Here is a 17,422-nt window from a genome sequence, read left to right as displayed (position 1 = left end):
GTTAAGTCCCCTACTACTGTGTTTGAGAACATTTCTTGATTAAAAGTAGTAGGGGGCAATCAAGAGATAGTGACCTTTCGTAAATGTTTAATTTTCTGACATCAATAACAATGAGAAAACAACGTAAAAATAATGATGTTAGGAGTAAAATTATGAAAAGAAAAACAGCAAAATGGCTTACAAATATTATTGTGCTTATTTTTTTTCTATTAACTGTCTATATCGGTTTTACGGTGTATCAATCTACTAAAAATCCCGACAGTTTACCGCATTTTTTTGGGTACACACCATTAACAGTTTTCTCTAATAGTATGCAACCGCATCTTCAATCAGGGGATCTTGTTTTGATTAAAAGAGTAGAATTTAACGATATAGAAGATAAAGATGTAATAACCTTTAAAGAATCGGATACAAAATTTATTACACATAGAGTAATAGATGTAAAAGAACAAAATGGACATGCTGGTTTTGTGACAAAAGGTGACAACAATAATGTTGAGGATTCGATGATTGTCAGGAAGGAACATTTTGTTGGCAAACAAGTAGCTGTTATACCCAAACTTGGATATATATCAGATTTCGCAAGTGGTCCAATCGGGTTTCTGCTATTTATCACGATTCCACTAACAGGCTACATCTGCCTTACGGTTTTTGAACGTCTCTCACGCAAAGAAAACCAGCATAAGAATGAAAAGATTATATCTTAATAAATTTATCTTATCTATTTGGGGGCATTATTTATGAAATTAGTCAACGTAAAAAAAGCATTATTAGGTACGGCACTTGCTGGGACTATTGCTGTTGCAACAAGCTATGGAACTTATTCTTGGTTTACTTCTGAAACAACGGCAAAAGGTGAAATAACAAATGCATCCGTACAGCTTAATAATGGTGAAGATATCAATAAGAAAATTGTGGCAGCTAAAAATTTCGCTCCATCACAACTTGTATTTGGAGATTGGATGACAATCGATAATACAGGGACTGCCGATACGTTCTTACAAGCAAAATTAAACCAATCACTTGATAAAAATCTTTCATTAAATGCTTACAAAGTAGGTTACATTGCACTTAAATACAAAGTGAAACCAACGGAAGAAGTATTAAAAGCATCACAATATAAACTAGAAGAATTATTCAATGGAACTACGAATGAAGTAAGTCCTTCTCTAGCTTCAGTTGAAAATCCAGAAAGTGTAGAAATAGTAACCGGCTTCCTGGATGCTTCTGTAGCAGCAAAATCCGTTGCAGCTGTTGGAGAAAAAGAAATTCTTTTGGGTGATGGTGCAGAATCGGGGAAAGACAATGAATTCTGGAATTTAGAAACAAATGAATACATTGATATTCAATTTGGCGTAAAGCTTGATGAGTTAGCAACGAATGATTATCAAGGTGTAACATACTCTGCTAATCTATCAGTTATAGCTAAACAAAAAGACGATGGTGCTTTATACGAGTAATGTTATGATCAAAACAGATGACCAGTTGGTTGTCTGTTTTTTTATCCATTGAGGTTAAATAAGGTGGTATTGACCGAAAAGATGATTTTTAAAGCTTTGTTACATTCTATTAAACCATCAATTGAATGGATGGCATGATGTAATCATCATCCCCACTTTTTTGCGTTCCTAGAGAGTTGAAGCGTTTCAAAAATCTATTTATAGGTAAAAAGTATGATAAAAAGACACCCATACTAAAACAATTTACGTATGCTCCATGTGACTTCTACTTTCTAATAAATGTAAGCGGGTGATAACGTGAATTACTCAATCATGAAACTAAGAAGACTTGTAGAACGGATCATAGAAGGAGACGAGAGAGCAAAGGAAGAATTCGAAAGACGCTGGGAAATCCCCTGGGAACAAGTAGGAACGGTACCGATATCCATGGAGAAGAACCAAAGGGACTGAAATGGTTCTATCCATTCCGAATATGATAAAGTATGGATAGAACAGTTCAGAAAGAGGGTTACCGATGACAGTCAAACATTACTATCAAGACGCCTATATGAAAACCTTTCAAACATCCATACAGGATCAACAGCAGGATGATTCAGGCTGGTACGTCGTATTAGAAGAAACGGCATTCTATCCAACAGGCGGTGGCCAGCCCAATGATACAGGAATATTAAAGGACAAGCAGATTACCAATGTTGAAGAAATGAACGGAGAGATCCGTCATTACATAGAAGAGCCATTCAAGGATATATCGGGGGTCTTTGAGGGACAGATCGATTGGGCGCGACGCTTTGATCATATGCAGCAGCACGCCGGTCAGCATATTTTGTCTGCCGCATTTGCAGAAGCGTTACAATATGAGACGATCAGCTTTCATCTCGGGAAAGAGATTTTGACTATCGATTTAGACGTAAGTGACATCAATGAGTCAGACGCTCTGCAAGCCGAAGCACTCGCCAACCAGATCATTCGGGAGAGCAGGTCAATCGAGACGAAATGGATAACAGAAGCGGAACTATCAGACTATCCACTGCGAAAGCATCCCTCCGTTACCGACGAGATCAGATTGGTCATCATCCCGAACTTCGACTACAACGGATGCGGGGGGACACATCCGCGTGCTACGAGTGAAGTCGGGGCCATCAAGATTTTGGATTGGGAGAAGCATAAAGGTCATATCCGCTTGCAGTTTGTATGCGGGGACCGGGTGTTGAATCAATTACACCGTAAACATGGACTACTGAAAGAGCTCACCGGTGCGCTGCAGGCTCCGGAAGAAAATATGGTACCGACCGTAGAGAGAATGCTCGCCAAGCAAAAAGAACAAGAGAGGGCATTAGAAGGGTTGAAAGAGGTTCTCTTAACGTATGAAGCAGAAGGATTACTTGGGGAGAGAACTACACAGGAAGGCTATACATTAATCAAGAAAGCTTACTTCGACCGCTCCATCCAAGAGCTTCAAAAAATCGCACAGCATATTGTCGCTAAGAGAGAAGAAACGGTTGTGTTATTGGTTGTACAAAATGATCAAAAGCTTCAGCTCGTAGCGGCGAAGGGCTCCTCACCGTACGTCAACCTAAGAGAGGTCGCCCAAAAGGTCTTTCCGATGATCAACGGGAAAGGCGGGGGAAAGGAATCGTTCGTTCAAGGTGGGGGAGAAGCTGTCATGAGTAAGGAAGAGCTTCTTGAGACGTTGGTGAATCAGTTATAGTTGAAAAATTCATTCTAGAAGCATTTGGCACTTCAAGCTTTTTATTACTAACGATAATCTATAAAAATATCCCAAGATACTTTCCTTTCTGAAAATGAAGAAGAACAGTAGAATGACGGGGAAATTGAATTTAATCAAACGTTTGTTTAAACCATAGATTATGTATATAAAAGAACTGACACGCACCCCATGTCAGTTCTTTTCAACCCTAAACATTCGATATCCCACCCAAAATTGGTTAAAATAGAAAAGACACAACATGTTCGACAAATGGTTACAGCTTAAAGGAGAGAAATACATGACGCACTATGCGGATGATAGTTTAGCTTTACATACAGATTTGTATCAGATTAATATGACGAAGGCGTATTGGGATGATGATTTCCATAATCGAAAGGCTGTTTTTGAAGTGTTCTTTCGAAAGCTGCCTTTTGGGAATGGATATGCGGTGTTTGCCGGACTTGAACGGATCATTGATTATGTGAAAAAGTTTCATTTCTCTGAGAGTGATATTGAGTATTTAAGAGAATTGGGTTATGAAGAGGAGTTTCTTCAGTACTTGGCGGACCTTCGATTTACGGGGACGATACGTTCGATGCAGGAAGGGGAGATTGCGTTTGGGAATGTTCCTCTTATCCGTGTGGAGGCTCCCTTGGCGCAAGCTCAGATATTGGAGACGGCGATCTTGAATATCGTGAACTATCAAACCCTGATTGCGACGAAGGCGAATCGAATTAAGCAAGTGGTCCAGGATGAAGTCGTGATGGAGTTTGGGACGAGACGGGCCCATGAGTTGGATGCGGCCATTTGGGGGACGCGTGCCGCATATATTGGCGGATTTGATGCCACAAGTAATGTTCGGGCGGGTAAGTTATTCGGGATGCCGGTATCAGGTACCCATGCCCATTCAATGGTGCAGGCATATCAGGATGATTATCAGGCGTTCCATAAATATGCTGAGAGCCATAAGGACTGTGTGTTTTTAGTGGATACCTACGATACATTGAAATCGGGTGTACCTACGGCCATCCAGGTAGCAAAAGAGCTTGGGGACCGGATTAATTTCAAGGGTATTCGTTTGGACAGCGGTGATATGGCTTACTTATCCAAGAAAGCCCGAAAAATGCTTGATGAAGCAGGTTTTACCGAAACAAAGATCATTGCGTCAAATGATCTGGATGAATATACGATTCTGAATTTAAAAGCCCAAGGAGCCCGGATCGATGTGTGGGGTGTAGGGACGAAGTTAATAACTGCCTATGATCAACCTGCTTTAGGTGCTGTATATAAACTTGCTTCCATTGAAAACGAGTCAGGGGAAATGGAAGATACGATTAAAATATCGAGTAATGCGGAGAAAGTTTCCACTCCTGGACTTAAAAAGGTTTATCGTATCATCAATACGGTTAATCATAAATCAGAAGGGGATTATATCGCCTTAGAGCATGAGAATCCTCAAAATGAAAGCCGACTGAAAATGTTTCATCCTGTGCATACCTATATCAGTAAATTCATCACCAATTTCGAAGCGAGAGAGCTTCACGAGGATATTTTTAAAGATGGGGAGCTGGTATATGAGTCTCCGTCACTTGAATCAATGAGGTCCTTTGTAAATGAAAACCTCGACCTGCTGTGGGACGAGTATAAACGTTCCATGAACCCAGAGGGATATCCCGTGGATTTAAGTGAAGAATGTTGGACGAACAAAATGAATCTGATTCAAAAGGTTAAGGAAGAGGTAAAGGAGAAATTCAACAAAACGATGTAATCCCGATAAAAGATGGGTAAATTAATCAGATCCATAAATAATGATAAAACCTAAATGGAGTGTGAAAACATGGATTCCCTTCAAAAACAAATTGTAGAAGAAATGATGGTGTCCCCGGAAATCAATCCCCAGGAAGAAATACGTCGCAGTGTTGATTTTATGAAAGCGTATTTGAAAAGGCACTCATTTTTGAAAAGCTTGGTCCTTGGCATTTCGGGTGGTCAGGATTCCACTTTATTAGGGAAACTTGCACAGATGGCAATCAACGAGATGAACGAGGAAACAGGTTCATCAGATTATGTTTTTTACGCAGTGAGACTTCCCTACGGTGAGCAGGGAGATGCCGAGGACGCCATTGATGCAGTGGAATTCATTAACCCGTCCGTTTCATTGACGGTTAATGTCCAGCCGGCAGTCGATGCCAGCGTCGAAACTTTGAAGAAAAACGGCATCGAGCTTTCCGACTTTGTCAAAGGAAACGAAAAGGCACGTGAACGGATGAAAGTTCAATTCGCCATCGCTGCCATGAAGAATGGAGTTGTACTGGGTACAGACCATTCTGCTGAAGCGGTTACCGGCTTTTATACGAAGTACGGTGATGGAGCAGCAGACCTCGTTCCCCTTTTCCGTCTGAACAAGCGGCAAGGGAAGAAGCTCTTAATGGAACTTGGCTGTCCGGAACACTTATACAATAAGAAACCAACGGCAGACCTTGAGGAAGACCGTCCGCAACTTCCTGATGAAGAAGCCCTTGGTGTCACATACGATCAGCTGGACGATTATCTGGAAGGAAAAGAAGTACCACTTGAGGCAAAGAAAGCGATCGAAGGTCATTACTTGAAAACACAGCATAAACGTCATCTGCCCGTCACGGTGTTTGATGATTTTTGGAAATAAGGATGGAATTAAGCCAACTCCCAGCATGTGCGGGGTTGGCTTTTTCATTTGTCTACCTATTTTGACATTCGACAAAAACGGACTGTGACAGACCCCAGAGTACTTATATCCTACCAAATCCCTAAAATTTCTATATTTAATTACCATTTTATAGAGGATTTTCGACTTTTTAAACGAAAGTAATAATAGTTAAGGACGATATTGATGTATTCAGGAGGGGTAAGATGTCACATGAAATGGTAAACCCGAAGCTGCAAAGTATCATTGATAATATAGAAAAAGTCATGATTGGAAAAAGGAAGGTAGCGGAACTGAGTGTCGTTTCACTGTTGGCCGGCGGACATGTGTTGCTTGAGGACGTTCCCGGTGTGGGGAAGACGATGATGGTTCGTGCACTGGCGAAGTCAGTCGGCGCAAGTTTTAAACGCATTCAATTCACACCGGATTTATTGCCTTCAGATGTAATAGGTGTATCGATTTATAACCCGAAAGAAATGGAATTCACATTCAGGCCGGGTCCGATCATGGGGAACATCATTCTCGCGGATGAAATTAACCGTACATCACCTAAGACCCAGTCCGCACTACTAGAGGGCATGGAAGAGAGCAGCGTGACGATCGATGGAATGACACGGAAGCTTGATAAACCTTTCTTTGTTATGGCGACCCAGAATCCGATTGAGTATGAGGGGACATATCCCCTACCGGAAGCGCAGCTTGACCGCTTCTTATTAAAGATGAAAATGGGGTATCCTGAACCGGAAGAAGAGATGGAGGTTCTTCATCGCGCTCAGAAAAACCCTCCGATCGATGAGTTGGAGTCTGTCATGACCTTGGAGGAATTGAGATATATTCAAGGGGAAGTGAAAGATGTAGTAGTAGATGACACGATCAAGAAGTACATTGTGGAAATTGCGAATCGTACAAGGATTCATGCCAATGTTTACTTGGGAGCAAGTCCACGTGGATCCATTGCGTTAATGAAAGCATGTCAGGCATATGCCTTTTTAAGAGGCAGGGATTATGTGGTTCCCGATGACGTTCAATACTTGGCACCTTTTGTTTTCTCTCACCGGATCATTATGAAATCTGAAGCGAGATATGAAGGTATCACTCCGGAAGAAGTAGTGGAAAGAGTGATGGCGCGTATCCCGGTTCCCGTACAAAGGCTTGTGAGATAGGATGAAGACGAAACTTCAATTTCTTAAACCATTGGGGAAGTTTCTGCTGCTGCTCATTTTAGTGGGGATCTCGTTTTCCTACGCGATGTTTCAGGGTGGATTTGTGAGCTGGTTTTTATTCTATAGCTTTCTGCCATTCGCCCTTTATGCTGCTTCTGTATTCTTATATCCTCTTTCTGAGTTTTATGTAGAGAGGAGTTTCGAATCAAATGAGTACAAAGCGGGGGATGAATTGAAGGTGACGATTACCCTTTCACGAAAGATACCATTTCCTTTATTTTATATGGTGTTAGAGGATGTGGTAACAGATTCCGTTTTTCACCATTCCAGTTTTCAAAAGGCGAAAGCGATGATTCACCCTGGATTCAGAAAACGGATCAAGCTCACGTATTACATAGAAGAACTGCCTCGTGGAGAACATGTTTTTTCTGCTGTCCGACTCCGTGCCGGCGATTTCTTTGGCATATTTGAAAAGGAAGCATCCATCGATTGTACCAACAAGCTTCTAGTATATCCTGCTTTCGTCGATGTTCCTTACAGGCCCCTGGAAAACCGGTATGATCAAGGGATGACGACTTCAAATGTGAAGATTCAGAAGGACACGACGATGGCAACGGGTATACGTGATTATCAACCGGGGGATCGTTTCTCGTGGATCCATTGGAAGACCTTTGCCAGAACGAATGAACTGATGACGAAGGAGTTTGAAGAACGTCAATCCCACGATGTGCTCATCGTATTGGATCGGGAGGACTCTCCTGCCTTTGAATCGATGGTGACATTGTCGGCTTCGATGATTCGTTCCATTTTGAAAAAGGGGGCGCAGGTTGGACTTGTCTCGATTGGAGAAGATCATGTGTCCTTTCCAATCCGAGGCGGTGAAGAACATCAAAGTCAGCTATTCTATCATCTGGCGAAGGTCAGACAGGATAGCCCTTACGCTTTAGGGAAAGTACTGCAGGGGGAAGGGTTGAATTACTCCCAATCTGCAGCGGTGCTGTTTGTCACTTCGTCTGTTTCAAAAAAGATGATCATGAGTGTGAATCAGTATGCAAAGCGGAACAATTCGGTTGTGATTTTTTTAGTGAAACGTATAGGTGAAGCCTATACGGCCGAGGAGAAATCATTGAAAGCTTACGCCTCGTCCCGTGGTATTCGACTGAAGGTATGCTTTGAAGGTGACTTCTCTTCTGCCTTTATGGAGGTGAAACGAGCATGAGTCATGAATCACCTAAACACCGATTCTTTACGATTATGATCTACTTGTTTGGGTTTCTGCTTTTATGGGAATGGCTGAAGCCCCTTCAGGTGGTGACGGATACAGGGAGTTTGACGTATTTTGTAGTATTTATTGCTTTATCACTTGTCCTGTCCTATTTCAGGATTCACTATTTCCTGACAGCGGCAGTTAAGCTATTCTTTATTTTGTATGCGTTACATGGATTGTATTATTCAGGTTCGTTTTTTACCTTTACATGGTTAGAGAAGTTCGGGGGTGACCTGTGGCTGAATCTCGGTTTGACAGTTGGGCGTGAATGGCCAAGTCTTTCGTTCGAGTACAGAAGCTTATTGTTCTTTGTTTTACTATGGCTGATGACGTATTTGCTTTATTACTGGTTATCAGTCAGAAAGACGATTCTTCTCTTTTATGTGATGACCGTGACCTATATTTGTCTGATCGATACGTTCACGATTTATGAAGGGGATCGGGCGATTATCCGAGTCGTCATTTTCGGCTTCCTGTTAATGGGTTTGTTGGCTCTCGAACGTTTGGTTCAAAGGGAGAACCTTCTTGGATCCAAGATGAGCAGGCACCGCTGGATTGTGCCGCTTACGGTTATGCTTGGGGTGAGTTCAGTTGTTGCTTTTGCCGCCCCTAAGGCAGATCCTATCTGGCCGGATCCCGTGCCTTATATTCAATCCTTTGCGGAAGGAGCCGGAGGCAGCGGCGTGAACAAAGTAGGTTATGATGCAGATGATTCTCAGCTTGGGGGACCCTTTGTCGGTGATCCCACTGTCATTTTTAATGCTGAAGTAACGAGAGAACACTACTGGAGAATTGAAACGAAGGATCTATATACAGGCAAGGGCTGGGAGCAATCCATTCCTGATGACCAGCAGGCTGCCATCCCTTTTGACTCGGAGGAAGTGGTTCCCTTCACAACCAACGAACCGGATGGAGAGCGGGAAGTGGAAACAGAGAGGGTCATGGTGGAACGAACCTATTCCCATGTTGTCTATCCGTATGGGATAGAAAGAATAATCGGAAATGAAGAAGGCTATTTCTCCTTTGATCCCGTTAACGAAAAGGTTACAAGTTATGAAGGGGAAGATGAAACCATTAAATTAGAGGAGTATGAACTTTCCTACCGCTCACCTTCCTATTCCCAGAAGAAGATGAAAGCAACGAACGAAAATCAGGAAATCATGCAGACTCCTGAATTTCTTGACCGCTATACACAACTTCCGGAAACGACTCCCCAGCGTGTGAAGGACCTGGCATTTGAGATTACATCGGAAGAAGATAATTGGTATGACAAAGTTAGGGCGATCGAAAACTATTTTTCGAAAGAAGCTTACGTCTACGACCAATTTGACGTACCGGTGCCTGAGGAAGGGCAGGATTACGTCGATCAGTTCCTATTTGAAACCCAGAGAGGGTACTGTGATAACTTCTCCACTTCCATGGTCGTGTTAGTCCGGGCACTTGGAATCCCCGCAAGATGGGCAAAGGGATATACAGAAGGGGAATACAGTAGACAAGTGGATACGATGTATAAGCTTTATGAAGTTTCCAATAATAATGCTCACTCCTGGGTGGAGGTGTTCTTCCCGGAAGTAGGATGGGTGCCGTTCGAGCCTACTGTTGGATTCAGTAATAACGTATCGTATCAATATGACCTGGATGTACCTGAGTCGGATAACAACGAAGTTCCTGTTCCTGAGAAAGAGGAAACACCGAAACAGCCGATTCAACCTGAAGAAGATGATTCAAAAGCGGCTGGAAGTGGTTTTTCTCTGTCGAAGCTTTGGGATGATATTCAAACATTTTTTGTGGAAAACTGGGGCAAGCTTGTCATGGGATTCATGCTCTTGCTTATCATGGGAATTGCTTTGTACATCGTAAGAAGACGGTGGATGCCGTATGTCCTGATTTTCTATTATCGAAGAAAATCATCAGATGGCGCGTTTCCCGAAGCCTATCTTTCTTTAATTAAACAGCTTGAGAGATATGGACTGAAAATGGATGACGGACAAACATTAAGGGGCTATTCGCGATATATTGACTCATTCTTTGGTACCCATGAAATGACGAGCCTGACCAATAATTATGAACGTATTTTATATGGTCAGAGGCAAGGGGAAGAAGATTGGACGAAGATGAGGGAATTATGGGAAAATTTAATTAAAAGGACAACTGGTTGACCCTTTTGAAAACAAGGTATAAAATGATGTCAAATTCATTATAACGTTCGTTAGCATCCTTCGTATATCCTCGATAATACGGTTCGAAAGTATCTACCCGGTCACCTTAAATGACTGGACTATGAAGGCAGTGTTCTAATTTGACATCCCTGTATGCAAAAAAACTAGAATTCTGCCTTTTTTTAAGGCGAAGTCTGGTTTTTTTTATTTTTTTAGGAATGCTAACAACAACAAGTACTATAAGGATGGAGTACGTCCTGACCCATAAAAAAACTGATGAGGTGAACTGAATGCTTGGTAAAGAAGAATTGCACAATCAAGAAATGATCGTCGTTTTGGACTTTGGAAGTCAATACAATCAATTAATCACGCGAAGAATTCGTGAGTTCGGTGTTTATAGTGAGCTCCATCCGCATACAGTTACCCTTGAAGAAATTCAGGAAATTAATCCAACCGGGATCATATTCTCCGGGGGACCGAACAGTGTCTACGGTGAAGACTCATTCCGTTGCGATGAGCGCATCTTTGATCTGGACATTCCTATTTTGGGAATTTGCTACGGTATGCAGCTTATGACGATGCACTTCGGTGGAAAAGTGGAACGCGCGAAGCACCGTGAGTACGGAAAAGCGGCCATCAATATTGAAAAACAATCTAAGTTATTCTCCAACCTGCCTGAAGAGCAAGTCGTATGGATGAGTCATGGAGACCTTGTCGTGGAAGCTCCTGCAGGCTTTGATGTGAACGCGACGAACCCTTCTTGCCCGATTGCTTCCATGAGTAACGAGGAAAAAGGATTATATGCCGTTCAATTCCATCCTGAAGTACGTCACTCTGTGCACGGTAATGAAATGCTGAAAAACTTCGTATTCGACGTGTGTGGGTGTGCAGGTGACTGGTCCATGGAGAATTTCATTGAAATGGAAATGGACAAGATCCGTCAAACAGTCGGTGACAAAAAAGTCCTTTGCGCATTAAGCGGAGGAGTGGATTCTTCTGTTGTTGCTGTGTTGATCCATAAAGCAATCGGTGATCAATTAACATGTATTTTCGTTGATCACGGCCTTCTTCGAAAAGGTGAAGCAGACAGCGTCATGAAAACTTTCGCTGACGGTTTTAACATGAACGTCATTAAAGTGGATGCTCAAGACCGTTTCTTAAATAAATTAAAAGGTGTTTCTGACCCTGAGCAAAAACGTAAAATCATCGGGAATGAATTTATTTACGTGTTTGACGATGAAGCGACTAAGCTTAAAGGTATCGAATATCTTGCACAAGGTACTTTATATACAGACATCATTGAAAGTGGAACAGCCACTGCTCAAACGATCAAATCTCACCACAATGTTGGTGGACTGCCTGAAGACATGCAGTTCACACTTATTGAACCATTGAACACATTATTCAAAGATGAAGTGCGTGCATTAGGATCTGAACTGGGTATTCCTGATGAAATCGTATGGCGTCAACCATTCCCGGGACCGGGTCTTGGAATTCGTGTGCTTGGTGAAATTTCTGAGCAGAAACTTGAGATCGTTCGTGAATCTGATTACATTCTGCGTGATGAAATCAAGAAAGCCGGACTTGATCGTGACATTTGGCAATACTTCACGGTTCTGCCTGACATCCGAAGCGTCGGAGTGATGGGGGATGCCAGAACGTATGACTATACGATCGGAATCCGTGCCGTGACATCCATTGACGGTATGACTTCCGACTGGGCCCGTATTCCTTGGGATGTATTGGAGAAAATCTCAACACGTATCGTAAATGAAGTCGATCATATCAACCGCGTTGTGTATGATGTGACGAGTAAGCCACCTGCAACGATTGAGTGGGAATAGAAATTCATAGATTTTTGTACAGATAGGTGACAGGCACTTCCCGTCGAAGGTCGATTCTTAGAATTCGACAAAAAACGGGAGTGCCTGTCATTTTGTGTATAAAACGAACATTAATATAAAATTTAATAAATAATGTTCGTATTTTGTGTTGACGGTCATGTTTTGAGTTGGTACAATAGTACTGTAATCATATCAAAACATTATAAAGCATTACGTCGTATAATTTCGGGAATAAGGCCCGAGCGTTTCTACCAAGCTACCGTAAATGGCTTGACTACGAGGTGATTGAGAATAGGACTGTTGAACAATTCGCTGTTGACCTATTCATCATGATCTTAACAGTCAAAGCCTTGAACTCTGGTAGTTCGAGGCTTTTTTATTGAAATGCTGGATTCTGCGACGACTCTATAGGAGGAGTACAAGAATGAAAAATTTCTTTCAGTTTGACCAATTAGGAACGACTTATAGAAGGGAAATCATCGGGGGATTAACGACGTTTCTTTCAATGGCTTATATCCTGATCGTCAATCCATTGACGTTAACCCTTCAATCGGTACCGGATCTTCCGGATAGCATGAGAATGGATTACGGTGCAGTATTCGTCGCTACGGCTTTAGCGGCTGCCATTGGTTCCTTGATCATGGGGCTCATTGCAAAATATCCGATAGCCCTAGCTCCCGGTATGGGATTAAACGCATTCTTCGCATACACAGTAGTATTGACAATGGGTGTACCGTGGCAATCGGCATTAACTGGTGTGTTAATTTCAGGCTTGATTTTCATCGTACTCACACTGTCGGGTATTCGGGAAAAAATCATTAACTCAATCCCAGCGGAATTAAAATACGCAGTAGGAGCGGGTATTGGACTTTTCATTACCTTTATCGGATTTCAAAATGCAGGAATCATTGTGAACAATGATGCAGTATTAGTGGGTCTCGGAGACTTAACAAATGGCTCGACTCTTCTCGCCATTTTCGGGATCATCATTACCGTCATTCTGATGACAAGAGGCGTTAAAGGCGGTATATTCATCGGGATGGTTGTAACGGCAATCGTCGGAATGATCGTTGGATTAATCGACACGCCGGAAAAAGTTGTAGACGCAGCTCCAAGTCTTGCTCCTACGTTTGGAGCAGCCTTAGATCCTTTATTCAATGATGCGGGCAGTATTTTTACGATACAAATGCTTGTTGTGATTCTGACATTCTTATTCGTTGATTTCTTCGATACGGCAGGTACCCTTGTAGCGGTTGCCAATCAAGCGGGATTAATGAAGGAAAATAAATTACCACGTGCAGGTAAAGCTTTATTCGCTGATTCCTGTGCAACAGTCGTAGGGGCCATCTTAGGGACTTCGACAACCACGTCTTATATCGAATCTTCTGCAGGTGTAGCAGCAGGAGCGAGAACAGGATTTGCGTCAGTGGTAACGGCCGTCTTATTCTTACTCTCGATTTTCTTCTTCCCGCTGCTTGCCGTCATAACTTCGGCAGTGACAGCACCGGCACTGATCATTGTGGGAGTGCTCATGGTTTCATCTCTGGGAGAAATTGATTGGAAGAAGTTTGAGGTAGCTGTGCCAGCATTCTTAACGATCGTAGCCATGCCATTAACGTACAGCATCGCGACAGGTATCGCCATCGGATTTATCTTTTACCCTATTACGATGATCATGAAAGGTCGCGTAAAGGAAATCCATCCGATCATGTATTTCTTGTTTGTTATATTCGTTATGTATTTTATATTCCTAGTTTAAAACATAAAAATCTTTAAGCTGGTCTCTCGGAGATCAGCTTTTTGTTATTTTTAAACGGAAAAGAGTGAAACATAAATAGAGGAAACGGGGGAAAGTCTAGAGAAGATATACGTATATGGGAAATATGAATTGAAAAAAAGATAGGTTTTCGTTAAAATCATGGAATCGGATAGTGTCGAAATCGGTCGAAATTATAGGGAGAATGACGATGTCTACTTTAAATGTGAAAAAAGCCTTGAATAACAATGTATTAATTGCTAATCACGAGAGCTACGGTGAAGTCGTACTCATAGGGAAAGGGATAGGGTTCAATCGTAAAAAAGGGGACCCGATCCAGAATGATATTGCAGAAAAGATGTTTGTATTAAAGGGAGAGAAAGAACAGGAGCAGTACAAAAACCTTCTTCCTTTCTTGAATGATGATATGTCGAACGTCATCATTTCTGCCATTGAGTTAATCAGAAAAAGAACCAACTCTTTTCTAAATGAGCATATTCACATCGCCCTGACCGACCATATCCTTTTTGCCATCAACCGATTGATGAGAGGAATGGAGATCCGCAATCCGTTTCTGGTAGAAACAAGGACGCTGTATCCATTCGAATACGAAATTGCCAGGGAAGTGGTTGGCATGATCAATGAAATGACCGATGTCCATTTGCCGGAAGGGGAAGTGGGATTTATTGCCCTGCATATCCATAGCGCCATGATGAACAAGGATTTGTCTGAAGTGAATCAACACTCCCAGTTGATTGGCCGCCTGACCGGGATGATCGAACAACAGCTGGATGTGAAAATTAATAAGGAAAGCGTCGATTATATGAGGCTCGTGCGCCACATTCGATATACAATAGAGCGGGTACTTAGAGAAGAACGCGTAGAAGAACCAGAAAAAATTGCAAAACTGTTGAAAGAGGAATACCCTCTCTGCTATAATTTATCTTGGAAGCTGATCAAGATGATGCAGCAAACATTACAAAAACCCGTCTACGATGCAGAGGCTGTATATTTAACCATGCACTTGCAGCGTATACAGAGTAAAGTTAAATAAAGCACTTATCTTTCTTACGTGTTACTGATACGATCAGGCATGAGTGAAGAAGATGATTGAAACGTATAATTTGGGGTAGTCTATCCTTATACGTTCATTATCCTCTTTTCTCATGCCTTTTTTGTTTGCAATCATCATCTAATTAGTTGAAAAAATGAACGAAATAAAAGGAGGAAACTTCATGTTTAAAAAGGCTTTTGGCGTTTTACAAAAAGTCGGTAAAGCTCTCATGCTGCCTGTGGCTATCTTGCCAGCAGCCGGACTTCTGCTTGCATTCGGTAATGCACTGCAAAATCCGACGTTATTAGAAATTGCTCCATTCCTTTCAAACGGCGGCGTTGAAATGGTCGCAAGTGTCATGGAACAAGCAGGTGGAATTATCTTCGGAAACCTGGCCCTGTTATTCGCAGTGGGTGTAGCCATCGGATTAGCTGGTGGTGAAGGGGTAGCCGGTTTAGCGGCTATCGTTGGTTTCTTGATTATGAACGTAACAATGGGAACAGTCGAAGGGCTGGGAATCGGGGATGTAACAGGCGATGGTGTAGATCCTGCGTACGCACTTGTTCTAGGGATTCCTACACTTCAAACCGGTGTATTCGGTGGTATTATCGTAGGGATTCTTGCTGCGGCTATGTACAACCGTTTCTTCCAAATCGAACTTCCTTCATACCTGGGATTCTTCGCAGGTAAACGATTTGTTCCAATCGCAACTGCAGCTTCTGCTGTTGTATTAGGACTATTAATGTTATTAATCTGGCCACCGATCCAAAATGGCCTTAATTCATTCTCTAACTTCATGCTTGGTGAAAACAGAGCATTTGCTGCATTCATATTCGGTGTCATCGAACGTGCTCTTATACCATTTGGACTTCACCATATTTTCTATTCACCTTTCTGGTTCGAGTTCGGCTCGTATACTTCAGAAGCAGGAAATATTGTTCGTGGAGACCAGGCGATCTTCATGAAGCAGATTCAAGATGGTGTACAAGATTTGACTGCAGGTACTTTCATGACTGGTAAATTCCCATTCATGATGTTCGGTCTTCCGGCAGCGGCATTAGCGATCTACCATGAAGCAAAACCTGAAAGGAAAGCAGTTGTAGCAGGTATCATGGGCTCGGCGGCTTTAACATCTTTCCTAACAGGTATCACAGAACCAATCGAATTCTCATTCTTATTCGTAGCACCAGTACTATTTGGTATCCATACAATCTTTGCCGGTTTATCTTTCTTAACGATGCACCTATTAGACGTTAAGATCGGTATGACATTCTCAGGTGGTTTAATTGACTACATCCTATTCGGATTAATCAACCCACAAACAAACGCCTGGATCGTTCTTCCGGTAGGGGCAGTATTTGCTGTCATTTACTACTTCGGATTCCGTTTCGCTATCCGTAAGTTCAATCTCATGACTCCTGGTCGTGAAGATGTAGACGAAGATGACGATGGAACTCCTGCAAGTTCAGCTGGAGACCTTCCGTACAACATCCTGGAAGCAATGGGTGGGCAAGAAAATATCGCTCATTTAGACGCATGTATCACTCGCCTTCGTGTTTCGGTTAATGATGTAAAGAGTGTCGATAAGAATCGCCTGAAAAAATTAGGTGCTTCAGGAGTCCTTGAAGTCGGAGACAACATTCAAGCGATCTTCGGACCTAAGTCAGACACGATCAAATCACAAATGCAAGATATCATTCGTGGAAAAGCTCCACGCAGAGTAGAAACAAGCGCAAATGAAGAAGTTGAGCAACAAATTGAAGAAGTGAACCCAGAAGCACTTCAAACAACTGAAGAACAAAAGAACGAAAAATTCGTAGCTCCTATCACTGGAGAAATCAAAGACATAACGGAAGTTCCTGATCAGGTATTCTCAGGGAAAATGATGGGTGACGGTTTCGCGATCGTACCGACAGAAGGAACAATCGTTTCACCTATTACAGGTAAAGTCGTAAACGTATTCCCTACGAAGCATGCTATCGGACTTGAGTCCAAAGCAGGCCGTGAAGTTCTGATCCATGTTGGGATCGATACGGTTAAATTAGAAGGTAAAGGATTCGAAGCGCTCGTAAAAGAGGGAGACCAGGTAGAAGCGGGTCAACCATTACTGGAAGTGGACCTTGCCTACATCAAAGAAAACGCGCCTTCTATTATGACACCGATTGTCTTCACGAACCTCAAAGAAGGTCAACAAGTAACAATCGAGAAGTCAGGTAAAGTAAACCGTAACGACGAAAACATCATCAAGATCGACTAAAGAAATTAAACCCATTTTCATTCTCTCTTCAATAGAGAATGAAAATGGGTTTTTTTGCTAGTTTGGAAAAT

General features: G+C 42.2%; 13 protein-coding genes and 2 riboswitches. All 13 genes read left to right on the top strand.

Annotated elements, in window-relative coordinates:
• The first annotated feature begins 152 nt into the window (after positions 1–152).
• The 13 genes from ACXAF2_RS20680 (at position 153) to ptsG (ending at position 17,351) form a co-directional block, all read left to right on the top strand.
• Entirely contained in the window at positions 153–707 is a 555-nt protein-coding gene (locus tag ACXAF2_RS20680) for a signal peptidase I (RefSeq protein ID WP_475141482.1), read from the top strand.
• Positions 708–740: 33 nt separating this feature from the next.
• Complete coding sequence (locus ACXAF2_RS20675; RefSeq protein WP_475141480.1) at positions 741–1,460, top strand: hypothetical protein; 720 nt, start codon at positions 741–743, stop codon at positions 1,458–1,460.
• Between the two features lie 297 nt (positions 1,461–1,757).
• Positions 1,758–1,910: a hypothetical protein gene (locus tag ACXAF2_RS20670; protein WP_475141478.1), complete on the top strand. Its 153-nt coding sequence runs from the start codon at positions 1,758–1,760 to the stop codon at positions 1,908–1,910.
• Positions 1,911–1,974: 64 nt separating this feature from the next.
• Entirely contained in the window at positions 1,975–3,168 is a 1,194-nt protein-coding gene (locus ACXAF2_RS20665; protein WP_475141476.1) for an alanyl-tRNA editing protein, read from the top strand.
• 298 nt (positions 3,169–3,466) lie between these two features.
• A complete protein-coding gene (locus ACXAF2_RS20660) occupies positions 3,467–4,936 on the top strand; it encodes a nicotinate phosphoribosyltransferase (RefSeq protein ID WP_475141474.1) in 1,470 nt (489 codons plus the stop codon).
• A gap of 69 nt (positions 4,937–5,005) precedes the next feature.
• A complete protein-coding gene (gene nadE / locus ACXAF2_RS20655; RefSeq protein ID WP_475141472.1) occupies positions 5,006–5,833 on the top strand; it encodes an ammonia-dependent NAD(+) synthetase in 828 nt (275 codons plus the stop codon).
• Between the two features lie 224 nt (positions 5,834–6,057).
• Positions 6,058–7,014 (top strand): AAA family ATPase, encoded by a 957-nt coding sequence (locus tag ACXAF2_RS20650; RefSeq protein ID WP_475141470.1) that lies wholly within the window; start codon positions 6,058–6,060, stop codon positions 7,012–7,014.
• Position 7,015: 1 nt separating this feature from the next.
• Complete coding sequence (locus ACXAF2_RS20645; RefSeq protein ID WP_475141468.1) at positions 7,016–8,233, top strand: DUF58 domain-containing protein; 1,218 nt, start codon at positions 7,016–7,018, stop codon at positions 8,231–8,233.
• A complete protein-coding gene (locus tag ACXAF2_RS20640; protein ID WP_475141466.1) occupies positions 8,230–10,440 on the top strand; it encodes a transglutaminase TgpA family protein in 2,211 nt (736 codons plus the stop codon). The genes ACXAF2_RS20645 and ACXAF2_RS20640 overlap by 4 nt, the downstream gene beginning before the upstream one ends.
• 40 nt (positions 10,441–10,480) lie before the next feature.
• Positions 10,481–10,582: riboswitch (purine riboswitch) on the top strand.
• 148 nt (positions 10,583–10,730) lie between these two features.
• Entirely contained in the window at positions 10,731–12,284 is a 1,554-nt protein-coding gene (guaA, locus tag ACXAF2_RS20635) for a glutamine-hydrolyzing GMP synthase (RefSeq protein ID WP_475141464.1), read from the top strand.
• Positions 12,285–12,479: 195 nt separating this feature from the next.
• Positions 12,480–12,581, top strand: a riboswitch (purine riboswitch).
• A 127-nt stretch (positions 12,582–12,708) separates the two neighbouring features.
• On the top strand, positions 12,709–14,043 hold the full coding sequence (locus ACXAF2_RS20630) for an NCS2 family permease (protein WP_044340671.1): 1,335 nt from the start codon (positions 12,709–12,711) through the stop codon (positions 14,041–14,043).
• 208 nt (positions 14,044–14,251) lie between these two features.
• The gene (gene glcT / locus ACXAF2_RS20625) at positions 14,252–15,094 is read left to right on the top strand and encodes a glucose PTS transporter transcription antiterminator GlcT (RefSeq protein WP_148971352.1); all 843 of its coding nucleotides are present in this window, start codon (positions 14,252–14,254) and stop codon (positions 15,092–15,094) included.
• Between the two features lie 181 nt (positions 15,095–15,275).
• Positions 15,276–17,351, top strand: a complete 2,076-nt coding sequence (ptsG, locus tag ACXAF2_RS20620; RefSeq protein ID WP_475141462.1) for a glucose-specific PTS transporter subunit IIBC — start codon at positions 15,276–15,278, stop codon at positions 17,349–17,351.
• Positions 17,352–17,422: the final 71 nt, after the last annotated feature.

The sequence above is a fragment of the Rossellomorea sp. ABR4_004 genome (assembly GCF_056159585.1).
The sequence above is the reverse complement of the archived record's forward strand: the minus strand, read 5'-3'. Positions and strand labels throughout refer to the sequence as shown.